Here is a 16,709-nt window from a genome sequence, read left to right as displayed (position 1 = left end):
GACTGACCGGGTTGTAGCTTTCTTGTAGTTATACTACATGACCGGCGACCCGCCCAGCTAAACGAACTAGGAGAGTGGTGGTATTGACTATCCCTTGCGACATCATGGTGTTCGGCGGCACCGGTGACCTGGCCCTGCATAAACTGCTTCCGGCGCTCTACCACCTGTATCGCGAGGCTCGCCTGCACCCCGCCGTGCGCATCATCGCCCTGGCCCGCAGCAATCTGCCACGTAATCAATTCCTCAAACTCGCCGAACGCCGTTGCCGGGCACAGATTGCCCGTGCCGACTTCGACGAGGATGTCTGGGCGCGGTTCTCGGCGCGCCTGGACTACTTCCCCATGGACGCCTCGCAAAGCGCCGATTTCGTCCGCCTGGCGCGCTTTCTTGGTGAAGCCGGCGGCCTGACCCGGATCTACTACCTGGCCACCGCACCGAACCTGTTCGTGCCGATTGCCAACCACCTGAAAATCGCCGGGCTTGCCGATCACGATGCGCGCATCGTCCTGGAAAAACCCATCGGCCACTCGCTGGAGTCGGCCACGGCGATCAACGAGGCCTTCGGCGCGGTGTTCGCCGAGTCGCAGGTGTTTCGTATCGATCACTACCTGGGCAAGGAAACGGTGCAGAACCTCATGGCCCTGCGCTTTGCCAATGCCCTGCTCGAGCCGGTGTGGCGCAACAACCAGGTCGATCATGTGCAGATCAGCGTCTGTGAAACCCTCGGCGTCGAAAACCGTGGCGCCTACTACGACCGCGCCGGCGCCACCCGCGACATGCTGCAGAACCACCTGCTGCAGCTGCTGTGCCTGGTGGCCATGGAGCCGCCGGCACAATTCGAGGCTGAAGCGGTTCGCGACGAGAAGGTGAAGATCCTCAAGGCCCTGCAACCGATCACCGGCCAGGACGTGCAGGACAAGACCGTGCGCGGCCAGTACAGCGCCGGCAAGATCGGCGGCCAGGAAGTACCGGCTTACTACTTCGAAAAAGATGTCGACAACGACAGCGATACCGAGACCTTTGTCGCCGTAGAAGCCCACATCAACAACTGGCGCTGGGCCGGCGTGCCCTTCTACTTGCGCACCGGCAAACGCCTGGCCAAGCGCTCGTCGCAGATCGTCATCCAGTTCAAGCCGGTGCCCCACCGCCTGTTCGACGGCGATCAGGCCAACCAGCTGCTGATCCAGCTACAACCCGACGAGCGCATCAGCCTGCAGATGATGACCAAGACCCCCGGCAAGGGCATGCGCCTGGAGCCGGTGGAACTGAACCTCAACCTGGCCCAGGTATTCGGCCAGACCCGTCGCTGGGACGCCTATGAGCGGCTATTGCTGGATGTGCTCGAAGGCGACTCGACGCTGTTCATGCGCCGTGACGAGGTCGAGGCGGCCTGGGCCTGGATCGACCCGATCCTTAACGGCTGGCAGGAACACTTCCAGGCCCCGCGCCCCTACCACGCCGGTAGTAACGGCCCGGACCAGGCCCACAGCCTGCTGGCCCACCAGGGCCGCGCCTGGCACCTTTAAAAGCTGTAGCGGCTGGCCAGTAAACCGGCCAGTTCCTGCGCCGGCACCGGCCGGCTGATCAGGTAGCCCTGCACTTCGTTGCAGCCTTGCTTGCGCAGGAAGTCCAGCTGTTCAGCGGTCTCGACGCCCTCGGCAACCACCTGCAGGTCCAGGCTCTGGGCCATGGCGATGATTGCCCGGGTGATCGCCGCGTCCTCGCTGCCCTCGCGCAGGCCCCGGATAAAGGCCTGATCGATCTTCACGTAGTCCACCGGGAAACGCTTGAGGTAGCTGAGCGATGAATAGCCGGTGCCAAAGTCGTCGATCGCAAGCTTCACCCCCAGCTCATGCAATTGGCGGAAGGTGGCGATGATGTGCTCGACGCTGTCGAGCAACTGGCTCTCGGTCAGTTCCAGTTCCAGCAAGTGCGGGGCCAGGCCGCTTTCTTCCAAAACCTGGCGCACCAGGCTGACCAGCTTGCCCTGGCGCAACTGATATACCGACAGGTTCACCGACACGCGAATCGGCGCAAGGCCCATGCGCTGCCACTCGCAAGCCTGCCAGCAGGCCTGGCGCAGGACGAATTCGCCCATCGGCGCAATCAGCCCGGTTTCTTCGGCCAGGCCGATGAAGTCCGACGGCGGCACCATGCCCCACTGCGGATGCTGCCAGCGCACCAGCGCCTCGGCCGCATGCAGGCGGCCAGTGGCCAGGCACAGCTTGGGTTGGTAGTAGACCTGCAGTTGCCGCTCTTCGATGGCCTTGCGCAGGTGGTTTTCCAGCTGCAGGCGCTGCAGGGTGCTGGCCTGCAGGCTCTCGGTGTAGAACTGGAAGTTGTCGCCACCCAGGTGCTTGGCGTGCTGCATGGCGGTATTGGCCTGGCTGACCAGCACCGTGACATCCCGCGAGGTGTCGGCCAGCAGGCTAATGCCCACCGAAGCGCTGATCACCAGCTCGTGACCATCGACCCGCAGGGGCACGCGTAGCTTGTCGAGCAGGCGGCTAGCCACTCGCACCAAGCTCGACAGGTTGCTGTAGGCATCGAACAGCACGGCAAACTCGTCGCCGGAAAGCCGCGCCACGGTGTCGGCCTCGGGCATGGCATTACTGATGCGCTGGGCCATCTGTTTGAGCAAATGGTCGGCAACTTCATGGCCAAGGCTGTCGTTGAGCAGCTTGAAGCGGTCCAGGTCGATGTGCAGTAGGGCCAGGCCGCGACCGCTCTGGCGCAGGCGCTCGCCGGCCTCGTGCAGGCGCAGGCGGAACAAGGCGCGGTTGGCCAGGCCCGTCAGTTCATCATAGTGGGCCAGGTAGCGCAGGCGCTCTTCAGACTCACGGCGCGCCGACAGGTCGGTAAAGAAGCCGACGATGCTGGTCAGGTTGCCGCGGGCATCACGTACGCCGTTAAGCTGCAGCCACTGAGGATAAAGCTCACCGTTCTTGCGCGCCTCGACCAGTTCGCCTTGCCAGCTGCCCTGTTGCTCCAGGGCCAGTTCGATAGCCTGTGAATGTCGACGAGCATCAAGGCTGCACGCCAGCTCCAGCAACCGCCCTTGCAATAGTTCTTCGCGGCTGTAGCCGGTAACCCGGCAGAAGGCCTGATTGACGGCCAGCAGTACATAGTCAGGGTCAAGAATCACAATGCCTTCACTGGCGGCTTCAAACACCGTGGCAGCCAGACGCTGCTGTTCCTCCTGGGCTTTTTGCGCGCTGATTTCCCGGCGGGTGCCGAGCATGCGCAGCACCCGCCCGCTGGCATCACGTTCCACCGCCCGGCCACGGTCCTCAATCCAGCACCAATGGCCCAGGCGGTGACGCACCCGGTAGTCGATGCGGTAGTCCTCGCTGCGGCCCTTGAGGTGTTCGACCAGGGTACGCTTGAGCAGCGGCACGTCATCGGGATGCAAACGTGGCTTGAGGTGCGCGAGCATTTCCTGGACTTGTTCAGGCTCCAGGCCAAACAGCTCGCGCAATTGCGTGTGGTGGATCTCGTCGGTGTCCAGGTTCCAGTCCCAAAGCCCCAGCTCGCTGGCCTCTAGCGCCAGGGCCAGGCGCTGCTCGCTTTTGCTCAGGGCCTGGTTGGCGACATCGAGTTCCTGGCTGCGCTGGGCCACCCGCGACTCCAGCCCAACCTGCGCCTCACGCAGCTGTTCCTCGATCAACCGGCGCTGTTCGACCTCCTCGGCCAATGCCTGGTTGAGGCTCTCGCTGCGGCTTTGCGCCGCTTGCAGGTGTTCGATCAGCTCCTGATTCTGAAAGCGTCGCAGCAATCCGCGTTCGATCAGCCGGTTGACCTGCCAGGCCACCACCGACAGCGCAATCAACAGAATCAGCCCAAGCCAGCCCCAGCCGCGCTGCTGTTCGTCGCCACTCCAGAACAGGAAAGCAATCGGCGGCAGCAGGCAGGGCAAGGTAAAACTGAGAAACGCCGGCAGGCTGACGGCATAGGCAACGCTGGCCGATAGCGTCGCCGCCCCCAGCAGGCCAAACACCCAGGCCTGCTGGACGAAGTTGTCCACCGGCACCAGGGCAATCGCCGCGCTGGCCAGGGTCAGGCCGCTGAAGGCCGAACCGAGCAAAAACATCCGCCACCAGGTCGGCTGGGCTTGCCGATCGGGCATGGCAGCATCGAAAGCGGCCACCTGGATCACCCGCAACGCCACCAGCGCCATCAGCCAGACCACCCAGACGCTGACCAGCAGGTAACGCGCCGGGTTCCATAGCAGCCAGGCACAGACAAGGCCGTTGAGCAGCATGAACAGGGTCGGCAGCAACGAGCCTTGATACAGCAGGCGGGTGCGCTCGACAGCCAGTTGCGGTGCGAAGTGTTTGCGAATACTCCGGCGCGCTTGGGCTGGGGCGCTCAGGGAGTCGGAACCGAGTGTCATAGGCGGTGTTCTTGTAATGGTTAGCCTTAAACGTGCACGGAGCATACACAAGCAAGCCCCTGGGCCAAACTGCTCTGGATCATAATTATTTCATCGCATTTCCCGACGGCAGGTGCTCAAGCACGCAGGCCTTGGGCTGCAGCCGGTGACCGGCCGGTCGTCAGCGCCAAGTTTTTCTACTGTATATTTGCCCAAGGGTCGCCTGCGCCCCTAAAATGGCCGGATGCGCGATGATCTCTCTCTCCTGTTGAACTCTCTCAACGACGCCCAACGCCAGGCTGTAGCTGCGCCGGTCGGTCGTCAGTTGGTCCTGGCCGGTGCCGGCTCCGGCAAGACCCGTGTGCTGGTGCACCGCATCGCCTGGTTGATCCAGGTGGTGCAGGCCTCGCCGCACTCGATCCTGTCGGTGACCTTCACCAACAAGGCCGCTGCCGAGATGCGCCAGCGTATCGAACAGCTGATGGGCATCAACCCGGCCGGCATGTGGGTCGGCACCTTCCACGGCCTGGCGCACCGCCTGTTGCGCGCGCACTGGCAAGAGGCAGGGCTGAACCAGAACTTCCAGATCCTCGACAGCGACGACCAGCAGCGTCTGGTCAAACGCGTAATCCGCGAGCTGGGCCTGGATGAACAGCGCTGGCCGGCGCGCCAGGCACAGTGGTTCATCAACGGCCAGAAAGACGAAGGCCTGCGCCCGCAACATATCCAAGCCAGCGGCGACCTGTTCCTGGGCACCATGCGCAGCATTTATGAAGCCTACGAGGCAGCCTGCCAGCGCGCCGGCGTCATCGACTTCTCCGAGCTGCTGCTGCGCGCCCTGGACCTGTGGCGCGACCACCCCGGCCTGCTCGAGCACTACCAGCGGCGCTTCCGCCATGTGCTGGTCGACGAATTCCAGGATACCAACGCCGTGCAGTACGCCTGGCTGCGGCTGCTGGCCAAGGGCGGCGACAGCCTGATGGTGGTCGGCGATGACGACCAATCGATTTACGGCTGGCGCGGTGCCAAGATCGAGAACATCCACCAGTACACCGCCGACTTCCCTGACGCCGAGCTGATCCGCCTGGAGCAGAACTACCGTTCCACCGCCGGCATCCTCAAGGCGGCCAACGCCCTGATCGCCAACAACAGCGGGCGCCTGGGCAAAGAGCTGTGGACCGATGGCGGCGATGGCGAACCGCTGAGCCTGTACGCTGCCTTCAACGAACACGACGAAGCCCGCTACGTGGTCGAGAGCATCGAAAGCGCACTCAAGACCGGCCTGGCACGCAGCGACATCGCCATCCTCTATCGCTCCAACGCCCAGTCGCGGGTGCTTGAAGAAGCACTGCTGCGTGAACGCATTCCTTATCGCATCTATGGCGGCCAGCGCTTCTTCGAACGCGCCGAGATCAAGAACGCCATGGCCTACCTGCGCCTGCTCGAAGGCCGCGGCAACGATGCCGCCCTTGAGCGGGTGATCAACGTGCCGCCGCGCGGTATCGGCGAGAAAACCGTCGAAGCGATTCGCGAGCACGCGCGCCACGCCCAGGTTTCGATGTGGGAGTCGATGAGCCTGCTGATCGCCAACAAGGCGCTCAAAGGCCGTGCCGCCAGTGCCTTGGGCGCGTTCATGGAAATGATCGAGAACCTTGCCGCCAAAGTCCTGGAGATGCCCCTGCACCTGATGACCCAGACGGTTATCGAGCAGTCCGGGCTGATCGTCTATCACCAGGAAGAGAAAGGCGAAAAAGGCCAGGCCCGGGTAGAAAACCTTGAGGAACTGGTCAGCGCCGCGCGCAACTTCGAAAACAGCGAAGAAGACGCCGAATTGTCGCCACTGGCGGCCTTCCTCGGCCATGCCTCGCTGGAAGCCGGCGACGCCCAGGCCGACGAGCACGAAGACAGCATCCAGCTGATGACCCTGCACAGTGCCAAGGGCCTGGAATTCCCTCACGTCTTCCTGGTCGGCATGGAAGAAGGCCTGTTCCCACACAAGATGAGCCTGGAAGAGCCCGGCCGTCTTGAAGAAGAACGCCGCCTGGCCTATGTCGGCATCACCCGCGCAATGCAGCAGCTGGTGATGACCTACGCCGAAACCCGCAGGCTGTACGGCAGCGAGACCTACAACAAGGTCTCGCGCTTCGTACGCGAAATTCCGGCCGGCCTGGTGCAGGAAGTGCGCTTGTCCAACAGCGTCAGCCGCCCGTTCGGCTCCGGTCAGCAGCAGAACTCGAGCAGCCTGTTCGCCAACGCCAACATCCCGCAGACCGCCTTCAACCTTGGCCAGCGGGTGCAGCATGCGGTATTTGGCGAAGGTGTGATCCTCAACTTCGAAGGCTCCGGCGCCCAGGCCCGGGTCCAGGTCAACTTTGCCGAAGGCAGCAAGTGGCTGATGCTCGGTTACGCCAAGCTCGAAGCGCTGTAAAGCAGAAAATCCTGTAGGAGCGGGCTTGCCCCGCGATGCAATGTGACTTGCACGCCGCAATCGCGGGGCAAGCCCGCTCCTACAGCGTATTCAGATCATTCAGGCAAAAGCTGGAAACATTATGGCGCTGGTCATGTGTCCTACAACCTGTGCACCATGACGCGCGTGCAATCCACAAAACGGGAATACCCTTCTATGCAACGTTTTCTTAGCATCGCTTTGGCGCTGTGCATCGGCCTGACGATGAGTCTCGACGCCAACGCCAAACGCTTCGGCGGCGGCAAGAGCTCGGGCGCCGCGCCGACCCACCAGACCCGCCAGGCAGCCCCAGCTACCCCGGCTGCCTCGCCAACCGCGCCAGGTCGCGCACCTGCCGCCGCCAGCGGTGCTTCGCGCTGGCTCGGCCCGCTGGCCGGCCTCGCCGCCGGTGGCCTGCTGGCCTCCATGTTCATGGGCGACGGCTTCCAGGGCATGCAGATCTTCGACATCCTGATCATGGCGCTGATTGCCTTCCTGGCGTTCCGCTTCATCGCCGCCCGTCGCCGCAAGCAGCAGCCACAAATGGCCGCCGCCGGCCACGCGCCTTTCCAGCGTGAAGCGCACCAGCCTGCGCAGCCGTCGATCTTCGGTGGTTCGGCTGCACCTGCCGCCGCCCGTCCGGTAATCAACGCCCCGGCCTGGTTCAACGAGCAGAGCTTCCTGGCGGCTGCCCGCAACCACTTCCAGTCGCTGCAGCAGCACTGGGACGCCAACGAAATGGACAAGATCGCCGAGTTCGTCACTCCGCAGATGCTGCAGTTCCTCAAGCAGGAGCGTGCTGACCTGGGTGATGCCTTCCAGTCCACTTACATCGACGACCTGAATGTGCAGCTTGAAGGTGTCGACGACCGCGCCGACAAGACCATCGCCACCCTGACCTTCAGCGGTGTATCGAAGACTTCGCGCTTCGACCAGGGCGAACCGTTCAGCGAAAGCTGGAACATGGAACGCGCGCCGGGCGAGAACCAGCCTTGGCTGGTTGCCGGGATCCGTCAGAACGGCTGATCTTGAGGCATTGCACAAAAAACCCCGGGCTTGTCCCGGGGTTTTGCTTTTAGCGCAGCAGGCTACTAGGGTATAACGCGCAGCGTGTCGTAAAGGTTAGAGGATAGAACCGTGGAAGAAGTCATCGAACAGCTCCGAGAAGCCAATGAACCGGTACCGGTGCCGCTGGAGTTGCCGGACGAAGACCAACTGGTCGAAATCGAAGAAGAGTTGTTCATCAACATTCCGTTCGTCTTCAAGGAATTCCTGCTGACGGTCAGCGACGTGGTCTACGGCAGCCTGGAGCCGGTCACCGTCACCGACCCGCAGTCGCATACCTACTTGCCGGACGTGGCAGCCAATGCCTGGGATGCCGGCGTGCCGCGCGACCTGATCCCGATCTGCCAGGACGGCGACGATTACTACTGCGTCGAAGAGGACGGCACCGTGGTGCTGTGGTCCGGCGAAGAAGAGATCGTTACCGAGGACAGCTGGGAATCGGTCTGGCACTGGGCGCGGGATGTCTGGCTGGAAAGCTGAATGAGAAATACCCGCATAAAATAATGGCTCTTGGCTATTAATGCTCGTAGAATCGCCACGCCTTCCCGCGCGTGGCGCTTCGCTACCGCTCCATCCCCTCGGACATTCGAACCGCCCCGCGCAGGAAGCGCCTCTTATTGGTGGTTTTCCTGGTTGTTTTCCAGGGTCTCCAGCAAAGCGATCTGCATGCGTGTATGCACACGGATGAACCAGCGCCACAGCACCGCCACCACCACTGCCGCGACTACCACGATCAGCAACAGCAGCTCGCTGGTGGGCAGAATGCTGGCCGACAGCGCCGACAGCAGCAAAAAGATCACCAACAGCGACAGCAACGGAATGACCTCGGCAATCACCCGTCGAACCCGCTGGGTGTGGCGCCCGGCCATCTCCGGCTTGACCCCCATCTCCGCCAGCAGCATCGACAGCGCCTTGAGCTTGCGGTACGCAGCGATCAGGAAAGGCAGCGACAGCATCAGCGCCACGCCCCAGATCAAGGCCTTCTGCTGGCCGACATCGCTGACCCATTCGCTCAGGTAGTCACCAATGCGCGCGGCGAAATAACCACCGCTGAAGAAGATCGCCACCACCAACGCCAGGTTCACCCCCACCTGCAGCAGAATCCGTCGGATCATCGACGCCAGCAATGCCCCTTGGCCATGGGGCTGGATGCTGCGCAGCCATTCGCCGTACAGCGACAGCACCCGCGACAGGCGCCCCGGCACGACCTTGGCGAGCTTCAGCGACAGCGGGTCGGCGGCGCGAATCAGATACGGGGTAAGCAGCGTGGTGATGGCCGAAACGGCTACCGCCACCGGGTACAGGAAGTCGCTGGTGACCTGCAGGGTCATGCCCAGTGCGGCGATGATGAACGAGAACTCGCCAATTTGTGAAAGCCCCATCCCGACCCGCAGAGAGGTACGTCCGTCGTTGCCGGCGATAAAGGCGCCCATGCCGCAGGACAGCATCTTGCCCAGCACCACGGCAATGGTGATGACCACGATCGGCCAGGCATACTCGACCAGGATCGACGGATCGATCATCAAGCCGATGGCGACAAAGAAGATGGCGCTGAACAGGTCGCGTACCGGTTCGATCAGGCGCTCGATCTTCAGCAACTGGCGCGACTCGGCCATGATCGCGCCAATCAGAAAGGCGCCCAGGACCATGCTGTATTCAAGCTTGACCACCAACAGGCAAAAACCGAAACACAAGCCCAGGACGGTAATCAGCAGCATCTCGTTGCTTTCGAAGCGGGCCACGTAAGCCAACAGGCGCGGCACCAGCAAAATGCCGATGACCAAGGCAACGATCATGAACAGCGACAACTTGCCGACCGTGGAAAACACCTCGCCCGAGCTCACCGTGCCACTCACGGCAATACCCGAGAGCAAGGCGATGATGCCGATGCCAAGGATGTCTTCGACGATCAGCACGCCGAAGATCAGTTGGGCAAAACGCTCGTTCTTCATCTTCAGGTCGTTGAGCGCCTTGACGATGATGGTGGTCGAGGAAATCGCCAGGATGGCGCCGAGGAACAGTGAGTCCATGGTGTTCCAGCCGAACCAGCGGCCGATCTCGAAGCCGATCCAGATCATCAGCACGATTTCCAGGAACGCGGCGATAAACGCCGTGGCCCCGACCTTGAACAACTTGCGCAGGCTGAACTCCAGGCCCAGGCAGAACATCAGGAAGATCACGCCGAGCTCGGCCAGGGTCTTGATCGTCTCTTCGTCGTGAATCAGGCCGAACGGCGGGGTGTGCGGGCCGATGATGAAGCCGGCAACAATGTAGCCAAGCACTACCGGCTGTTTGAAACGGTGGAAGAGGATAGTGACCACCCCGGCAACCAGCATGATCACTGCCAAATCCTGGATAAAGCTGATGGCATGCACGGCGTGGGACTCCTTACCTGGTATCCAGAGACAAGCCGCAACTCACCCGATGAATTGTCTGATTGAGTTGCGGGTACATAGCGTTTTAAATGTAGGAATGCCCACCTTGCATGGGCTTCTTCAGGTTAACACCGCCGCTTGTCGCGAAAAGCCGGTGCAATATGAAGAAACAGATCGACCAAAGCATCGCCGCAAATGGCACAAATAGCGTGACGGCAAGGCCGCTGTCAGCGTCCCGTCTACTTAGATGGGAATCGTATTGGGGGAAAGAAGCGTGAACAGCAATCGCCACCCCGCCTCAGCGCAACCTTACCGTGAGCACACTATGGAACCTGGAAACGCCCAGCTGTCGATGACCGTCCTGATGACCCCGGACATGGCCAACTTTTCTGGCAACGTCCACGGCGGCACGCTGCTCAAATACCTCGACGAAGTGGCCTATGCCTGCGCCAGCCGCTACGCCGGTCGTTATGTGGTGACCCTGTCGGTCGACCAGGTGGTCTTTCGCGAGCCGGTGCATGTCGGCGAGCTGGTGACCTTCCTCGCTTCGGTCAACTACACCGGCAACACCTCGATGGAAGTCGGCATCAAGGTGGTCACTGAGAATATTCGCGAGCGTTCGGTGCGCCACAGCAACAGCTGCTTCTTCACCATGGTCGCCGTCGACGACGACCGCAAGCCGGTTGCGGTGCCGCCGCGCCAGCCTGAAAGCAGCGAAGAGAAGCGCCGTTTCCTCCAGGGTAAACAGCGCCGGCTGATACGTCAGGAGCTGGAGAAGCGTTACCAGGAGCTCAAGGGCGACGCCCTTTAAGACCGCCCGTTAAAAGGCCAGAGGCTGCGCCGCAAAGCGCAGCCGCGGGTGCACGATGCGATCTTGCGCCCGCACCAGTTCCAGCTCGTAGCTGGCACAGGCCTGGGTTTCCAGCAGCACTTCGTGCACCGCGGCGGCGGTGAATTCAAACGCCGCTAGCCAGTCATCGCCGAGCAGCAAGCGCGCCAGGAACAAGCCTGATGTCAGGTCACCAACGCCTACCGGCTGGCGGGCGAATGCCAGCAGCGGGCGGCGGATGTGCCAGCTCCCTTCGCCGGTCACCAGCAGCATCTCGAAATCTTCCGCGCCACGCCCCGGGTACGCCAGGTGCTTGACCAGCACCGCTTTCGGGCCGCGCTCCAGCAGGCTGCGGGCCATGTCGACACAGTCTTGCAACGACTCGGCACGGCGCCCGCAGAAGCTGTCCAGTTCCAGCTGGTTCGGGCACAGCACATCAGCACGGGCCAGCGCTTCTTCGAGCAGAAACTCGCTGACCTCGGCCGGAACGATACAGCCCTTCTCGGGATGGCCCATCACCGGGTCGCAGAGGTACAAGGCGCGCGGGTTGGCCGCCTTGATCCGGGCCACGCCGCTGAGGATCGCCCGCCCCTGCTCGGCACTGCCCAGGTAGCCGGACAACACCGCATCGCAGTTGCCCAGCTCACCGATCGTCGCAATCCCTTCTACCAGTGCAGGTATTTGCGCTGGAGCAAGCACTTCTCCGGTCCACTGGCCATACTGAGTATGGTTGGAGAACTGCACGGTATTGAGCGGCCAGACCTTCACCCCGACCCGCTGCATGGGAAACACTGCGGCGCTGTTGCCGGCATGGCCGAAAACCACGTGGGACTGGATGGCGAGCAGATGCGGTGTACGTTTCATGCAGGTCTTCCGAAAGCGTAGGAATGAAAAACAAGGCGCGCAGTATGGCGCTAAATGCCACCTGTACGACAGACCGGGGAGGCAGTTAAGCTGGGCATACCTCGTTGGAGCATATGTAAATGTTGACCCTGGGAAATCTCTTCGTGCTGATGCTGCTGGCCACGGCAGGCGCTTGGTTGTGGCATAACCACGGCTTGCGTGAAAAGGCTCTGGAGCGGGTCAAGCAGCACTGCGCCAAGCTCGACCTGGAGCTGCTCGATGGCAATGTCGCGCTCAAGCGCATCGGCTTTGTTCGCGATGCCAACGGCCGCAAACGCCTGGCCCGGGTGTACAACTTCGAATTCACCGTGACCGGCGAACAGCGCCACCCCGGTACCGTCACCCAGTTCGGCGCCCATACCATGCAGATCGAACTGGCGCCCTACCCGTTCGAGATCAAGACGCCGCCACACCACGATAACGTGGTCGAGATGAACCAGTGGCGTCAGGACCACAACCGCTGGCGTAACTAGACGCGGCAGGCCAGCATGGCCTGTTTTAGCGCTTCAGGAGCTTGCGGCTCGGCAAAAATCAGCTCCAGCCGCGAGTCACGCCGCCATTCGCTGCGGCTCCACAGCAAGGACGGCTGTCCAGCCAGGGCATTGAGCGCTTGCCAGCCGTCCAAGCTGTGGATAACTGCCTTGGCCCGGCGCCAGTCCAACTCCCGCAGAAATTGCTCGATGCGGGCACGATCAAACACCTGAGCCGGGTGCCAGCGCCAACCAATGCTCCAGCCCTCCGCCGCCTCCTGGATGCTGCAAATTGGCTCCTGCGGATTTGTCCACAGGCTGCCTATGACTGCGGAAACACTGGCTGATGCCAGTTTATCCACAGCCAGGGAATGGCTTGGCGGAGCACTTGCCATCGGCACTTCGGACAACGGCAGATGGCCGAAATCGGTCCAGTACAGGCGAGCATCCGCCAGCCGGGAAGTTATCCACAAGCGCTGTAGTTCGTCCAGACCAGCGGATTTGTTCAGCACCAGCAGCCCGGCGCTGGCCAGGGTCGAGTGCTGAGCTTGCGGCAAGGCAACACCCGCAGCCAGCTGCTCGGCATCGAGCACCAGTACCGCCGGTTGTACCGCCAGCACCCCCTGCCAGGGCGGTAAGCGCAGTTGCTGCAACAACTGCAACGGATGGCCCAACCCGGATGGTTCGATAAACAGCCTATGCGGCTTGGCCTTGCGCAACAGGCGACCCAGGCCGACCTGGAATGGCATGCCGTTGACGCAGCACAAGCAACCGCCGGCCACCTCTCCCAGGGCAATCCCATCGTCATCGGTTGCCAGCAGCGCTGCGTCCAGGCCGATCTGGCCGAACTCGTTGATCAGCACCGCCCAGCGCTCATCGGCGGGCCGCTGCGCCAGCAACTGGCGAATCAGGCTGGTCTTGCCGGCGCCGAGCGGGCCGGCAATCACGTGGGTAGGAATGTTCTGCAGCATGGGACGGAGAGTGCCTAAAATTTTCGTCACTATGCCGTTATATCAGGCCATCCAGTCAAGGCTGAGGATCAAACGCCGCTCACCATTGGCCAAGGCCGGCGAACGATGGACCAGCCCGCATCCCTGATTACCAAGCCATTTCTCGCCCTTGAGCAAGGCCACCTCACCCTCGGCCAATTGGCGGATTGCCTCGGCATGCGGTTGCTCCCGAGCCAGTTGCGTACGGTCGATTGCACCTTCTCCCAGCCATTCACTGCCCGGCCCGGCGTAGGTGCTCAGCAAACGCAGAGGGACGTGATCGACATGAAACCGCGGGCACATGGCGTTGCCCAGCGCCTGCAGGCGCAAGCCGACTCGTCGGGCGTCGAGCAAGCAGGCGTAGGCAGCCACCAGCCAGGCAACGTCGGTAACAAACGCCACATGGCCTTCCAGGTCGGCATACCCGCCCAGCAAGCCACTGAGGTCCGGCAACTGTTGTTGCTCATCCAGCTCGATGACCCGGCTTTCACCCAGTGGCTGGTTCAGCGACAGCAGCAAGCGGGCAAAGTCTTCGATCTGCACCGGCAAGCGGCGCTGCCATACCGCGAGATTGACGCCATCCTGCAACGCCTCGGTGAGCACTTGAGGCGTGTCGCCGAAGGCCTGGCGCATCACGCCGCGTCCTCGTCAAACCACGGGCCGAACGGGTCAGGCAGTTGCCGCCAACTGTTCACGCCTGCGGCCATTTCTGCATCGTCGAGCAGGCAGCTCGAGAGCTCGGCATCGAGCCGGGCGAAGTCGATATTCTGACCGATGAATACCAGCTCCTGGCGGCAATCACCACACTCTGCAGTCCAGTTCTTGAAGATCTGCGCGCTGCTCTGCTCATCCTGCGGCCACTGCTCACGGGGTACGAAGCGCCACCAGCGCCCGGCAAAACCGTGGCGCATCATGCCGCCGGCCTGCGACCAACTGCCGGCATCCTGGTGCTTGCTGGCGAGCCAGAAGAAGCCCTTGGAGCGCAGCAACCGGCCGTTGTCCCAGGGCCTGTGGATAAAATCGTAAAAGCGCTGTGGATGCAGCGGCCGGCGCGCTTGCCAGGTGGTCGCGGCAATTCCGTATTCCTCGGTTTCCGGCACGTGTTCGCCGCGCAGTTCCTGCAGCCAGCCAGGCGCCTGGGCGGCGCGGTCGAAGTCGAACAGACCGGTGTTGAGGATCTGCTGCAGCTCTACCTGACCCATGACCATCGGCACGATCTGCGCCTGGGCGTTAAGGCTGTGCAATATCGCGCTGAGCTCTTCGCGCTCGGCGCTGCTGATCAGATCGATCTTGCTCAACAGAATCACGTCAGCGAACTCCACCTGCTCAATCAAGAGGTCACTGATCGAGCGCTCGTCTTCGTCACCAAGGGTTTCGCCGCGGCTGGCCAGGCTCTCGGCCGCCTGATAATCACGCAGGAAGTTCAAGCCATCGACCACCGTGACCATGGTGTCCAGGCGCGCCTGATCGGCCAGGCTGCGGCCTTGCTCGTCACGAAAGGTAAAGGTTTCGGCGACCGGCAACGGCTCGGAGATGCCGGTGGACTCGATCAACAGATAATCAAAACGCCCCTCGCGGGCCAGGCGTGCGACCTCTTCAAGCAGGTCTTCGCGCAGGGTGCAGCAGATGCAGCCGTTGCTCATCTCCACCAGCTTTTCTTCGGCGCGGTTGAGACTGACGTTGCGCTGCACCTCGCTGGCATCGATGTTGATTTCGCTCATGTCGTTGACGATCACCGCGACCCGCAGGTTGTCGCGGTTTTTCAGCACGTGATTGAGCAGAGTACTTTTGCCGGCACCCAGAAAGCCGGAAAGCACAGTGACGGGAAGACGGTTGGGCATGGGGGCTATCCTCATCGGGGCGAGTGCATTCGAACGATGCATTGCGCAATGTTATATTATAACAATACAATCTCGCCAACCCACTTCGCTCAGAACATGACCAAAGGCCGACCTGGAAGATGAAATCACGTTGCCTTTTTGCCTTCGCTGCATTGCTGCTGTGCGAATCCGCCGTTGCAAACGGCGCGCCCCTCAGCAACGGCCTGGCACTTTGTACCCGCAGTGCAACCTTGCTTGCCTGCAGCGATGCCCAGGGCAATTACTACAGCGTGCAAACCCAGGGCAGCACCACCTACCTGCGCGGCTTCGAAATGGAGGGCCGCCGACTGTGGGCACAAACCAATAGCCGCTACGGCCAGCTGACCTTCTTCACAGGCGTGGCGAGCAACGGCGAAACCTGGGTCGGATACAGCCAGCGTGTGGGCTGGACCACCTTGAACAAGGTCTCCAGTTCCAGCGGGCAGCGTTTCAATCTGCGCTGCAATCGTCTGAGCGGCTGCCAATAGCCTTCTTGAAAAGTGAACCCCTGATGAGCGTTTTCACCCTTCCTGATATCGCTGCCCAAGCCACCACTTCCCAATTGCCATTGGATTGGGTCGGCATGTGTGGCATTGCCCTGCCGCTGCAGATCGATGGGCAGATATTGCCAGCAACAGCCGACGCGGGCGTCAGCCTTGATGATGGCGCCTCCCGGGGCATTCACATGTCACGCTTGTACCTGGCGCTGGAAGCCCTGGAGCATCAACCCTTGAGTCCGGCGCTGATCAATGAAGTTCTGCTGGGTTTTCTCGACAGCCACATAGGCCTTTCCGCCAGTGCGTTCCTGACCCTGCGATTCGAACTGATGCTCAAACGCCCTGCGCTAATCAGCCCCTTGGCAGGATGGAAAGCCTATCCGGTTACTCTGGATGCGCAGATAAAAGACGGAGTGTTCCACGTGGAACTATTTGTCGATGTGGCGTATTCCTCCACCTGCCCCTGCTCAGCCGCCTTGGCTCGGCAGCTGATTCAACAGCAATTCATCAGCGATTTTGGCAATCGCAGCTTGAGCCATGAAGCGGTCTTGAGTTGGCTGGGTAGTGCCGAGGGTATTGTGGCCACGCCCCATAGCCAACGCAGTGCGGCAAAGCTGCAGGTTCGTCTGCGCCCAGGGGTTAACGAACTGCCGATAGAAACGCTGATCAACCAGGCCGAGAGCGCCTTGGGCACCGCTGTTCAAACTGCGGTAAAGCGCGCCGATGAACAAGCCTTTGCCTTGGCCAACGGGCAGAATTTAATGTTCTGTGAAGATGCCGCCCGGCGCTTGAATGTGGCGCTGAAAACCCTGCCGTGGCTCAGCGGCTTCAACCTGCGTGTGGAGCATGCCGAAAGCTTGCATGCCCACGACGCAGTCGCTCACAGCCAATGGCGATGGTGAGG

General features: G+C 61.9%; 14 protein-coding genes. 8 read left to right on the top strand and 6 right to left on the bottom strand.

Annotation, left to right across the window (positions count from 1 at the left end; genetic code table 11):
* The first annotated feature begins 83 nt into the window (after positions 1 to 83).
* Positions 84 to 1,526: a glucose-6-phosphate dehydrogenase gene (gene zwf, locus JYG36_RS00930; RefSeq protein WP_045199468.1), complete on the top strand. Its 1,443-nt coding sequence runs from the start codon at positions 84 to 86 to the stop codon at positions 1,524 to 1,526.
* Here zwf and JYG36_RS00925 read toward each other — a convergent pair.
* Positions 1,523 to 4,393, bottom strand: coding sequence for an EAL domain-containing protein (locus JYG36_RS00925; RefSeq protein ID WP_213602853.1), 2,871 nt, complete (start codon positions 4,391 to 4,393; stop codon positions 1,523 to 1,525). The genes zwf and JYG36_RS00925 overlap by 4 nt on opposite strands.
* A 223-nt stretch (positions 4,394 to 4,616) precedes the next feature.
* On the opposite strand from JYG36_RS00925, the gene uvrD reads away from it, so the two are divergent.
* From uvrD to JYG36_RS00910, 3 genes are all read left to right on the top strand, one after another.
* The gene (uvrD, locus tag JYG36_RS00920; RefSeq protein WP_045199464.1) at positions 4,617 to 6,800 is read left to right on the top strand and encodes a DNA helicase II; all 2,184 of its coding nucleotides are present in this window, start codon (positions 4,617 to 4,619) and stop codon (positions 6,798 to 6,800) included.
* A gap of 195 nt (positions 6,801 to 6,995) precedes the next feature.
* Positions 6,996 to 7,844, top strand: a complete 849-nt coding sequence (locus tag JYG36_RS00915; RefSeq protein WP_045199463.1) for a Tim44 domain-containing protein — start codon at positions 6,996 to 6,998, stop codon at positions 7,842 to 7,844.
* A 111-nt stretch (positions 7,845 to 7,955) separates the two neighbouring features.
* A complete protein-coding gene (locus tag JYG36_RS00910) occupies positions 7,956 to 8,363 on the top strand; it encodes an SMI1/KNR4 family protein (RefSeq protein WP_010222784.1) in 408 nt (135 codons plus the stop codon).
* A 134-nt stretch (positions 8,364 to 8,497) separates the two neighbouring features.
* Here JYG36_RS00910 and JYG36_RS00905 read toward each other — a convergent pair whose 3' ends face one another.
* Positions 8,498 to 10,258 carry a cation:proton antiporter gene (locus JYG36_RS00905; RefSeq protein WP_093377871.1) on the bottom strand — a complete coding sequence of 587 codons (1,761 nt, stop codon included), beginning with the start codon at positions 10,256 to 10,258 and terminating at the stop codon, positions 8,498 to 8,500.
* A 325-nt stretch (positions 10,259 to 10,583) separates the two neighbouring features.
* Here JYG36_RS00905 and JYG36_RS00900 point away from each other — a divergent pair, with 325 nt between their 5' ends.
* A complete protein-coding gene (locus tag JYG36_RS00900) occupies positions 10,584 to 11,069 on the top strand; it encodes an acyl-CoA thioesterase (RefSeq protein WP_045186257.1) in 486 nt (161 codons plus the stop codon).
* A gap of 9 nt (positions 11,070 to 11,078) precedes the next feature.
* Here the strand turns inward: JYG36_RS00900 and pdxY are convergent, their stop codons facing one another.
* Positions 11,079 to 11,951, bottom strand: a complete 873-nt coding sequence (pdxY, locus tag JYG36_RS00895; protein WP_195885338.1) for a pyridoxal kinase PdxY — start codon at positions 11,949 to 11,951, stop codon at positions 11,079 to 11,081.
* Positions 11,952 to 12,070: 119 nt separating this feature from the next.
* On the opposite strand from pdxY, the gene JYG36_RS00890 reads away from it, so the two are divergent.
* Positions 12,071 to 12,463, top strand: coding sequence for a DUF3301 domain-containing protein (locus JYG36_RS00890; protein ID WP_045199457.1), 393 nt, complete (start codon positions 12,071 to 12,073; stop codon positions 12,461 to 12,463).
* Here the strand turns inward: JYG36_RS00890 and JYG36_RS00885 are convergent.
* Genes JYG36_RS00885 through zigA form a run of 3 tightly spaced genes read right to left on the bottom strand, consistent with a single transcriptional unit; the run spans position 12,460 to position 15,290 of the window.
* On the bottom strand, positions 12,460 to 13,431 hold the full coding sequence (locus JYG36_RS00885; protein ID WP_213602852.1) for a CobW family GTP-binding protein: 972 nt from the start codon (positions 13,429 to 13,431) through the stop codon (positions 12,460 to 12,462). The two genes, JYG36_RS00890 and JYG36_RS00885, sit on opposite strands and share 4 nt — an antisense overlap.
* Positions 13,432 to 13,473: 42 nt before the next feature.
* Complete coding sequence (locus JYG36_RS00880; RefSeq protein WP_213602851.1) at positions 13,474 to 14,082, bottom strand: DUF1826 domain-containing protein; 609 nt, start codon at positions 14,080 to 14,082, stop codon at positions 13,474 to 13,476.
* Positions 14,082 to 15,290: a zinc metallochaperone GTPase ZigA gene (zigA, locus tag JYG36_RS00875; RefSeq protein ID WP_045199451.1), complete on the bottom strand. Its 1,209-nt coding sequence runs from the start codon at positions 15,288 to 15,290 to the stop codon at positions 14,082 to 14,084. The genes JYG36_RS00880 and zigA overlap by 1 nt, the downstream gene beginning before the upstream one ends.
* Before the next feature lie 119 nt (positions 15,291 to 15,409).
* Between zigA and JYG36_RS00870 the strand changes: the two genes are divergently transcribed.
* Together JYG36_RS00870 and folE2 are read left to right on the top strand one after the other, a co-directional pair.
* Positions 15,410 to 15,796: a hypothetical protein gene (locus tag JYG36_RS00870; RefSeq protein ID WP_045199449.1), complete on the top strand. Its 387-nt coding sequence runs from the start codon at positions 15,410 to 15,412 to the stop codon at positions 15,794 to 15,796.
* Positions 15,797 to 15,819: 23 nt separating this feature from the next.
* Positions 15,820 to 16,707: a GTP cyclohydrolase FolE2 gene (gene folE2, locus JYG36_RS00865; RefSeq protein WP_213602850.1), complete on the top strand. Its 888-nt coding sequence runs from the start codon at positions 15,820 to 15,822 to the stop codon at positions 16,705 to 16,707.
* Positions 16,708 to 16,709: the final 2 nt, after the last annotated feature.

The sequence above is a fragment of the Pseudomonas sp. SORT22 genome (assembly GCF_018417635.1).
GTDB lineage: Bacteria > Pseudomonadota > Gammaproteobacteria > Pseudomonadales > Pseudomonadaceae > Aquipseudomonas.
This window is presented reverse-complemented; position numbering and strand designations above follow the sequence as displayed.

Coding starts and splice junctions, on each gene's coding strand:
- folE2 (WP_213602850.1), top strand. CDS start 15,820: ATGAGCGTTTTCACCCTTCCTGATATCGCTGCCCAAGCCACCACTTCC.
- pdxY (WP_195885338.1), bottom strand. CDS start 11,951: ATGAAACGTACACCGCATCTGCTCGCCATCCAGTCCCACGTGGTTTTC.
- JYG36_RS00925 (WP_213602853.1), bottom strand. CDS start 4,393: ATGACACTCGGTTCCGACTCCCTGAGCGCCCCAGCCCAAGCGCGCCGG.
- JYG36_RS00885 (WP_213602852.1), bottom strand. CDS start 13,431: ATGCTGCAGAACATTCCTACCCACGTGATTGCCGGCCCGCTCGGCGCC.
- JYG36_RS00880 (WP_213602851.1), bottom strand. CDS start 14,082: ATGCGCCAGGCCTTCGGCGACACGCCTCAAGTGCTCACCGAGGCGTTG.
- JYG36_RS00890 (WP_045199457.1), top strand. CDS start 12,071: ATGTTGACCCTGGGAAATCTCTTCGTGCTGATGCTGCTGGCCACGGCA.
- zigA (WP_045199451.1), bottom strand. CDS start 15,290: ATGCCCAACCGTCTTCCCGTCACTGTGCTTTCCGGCTTTCTGGGTGCC.
- JYG36_RS00870 (WP_045199449.1), top strand. CDS start 15,410: ATGAAATCACGTTGCCTTTTTGCCTTCGCTGCATTGCTGCTGTGCGAA.
- JYG36_RS00900 (WP_045186257.1), top strand. CDS start 10,584: ATGGAACCTGGAAACGCCCAGCTGTCGATGACCGTCCTGATGACCCCG.
- JYG36_RS00915 (WP_045199463.1), top strand. CDS start 6,996: ATGCAACGTTTTCTTAGCATCGCTTTGGCGCTGTGCATCGGCCTGACG.
- uvrD (WP_045199464.1), top strand. CDS start 4,617: ATGCGCGATGATCTCTCTCTCCTGTTGAACTCTCTCAACGACGCCCAA.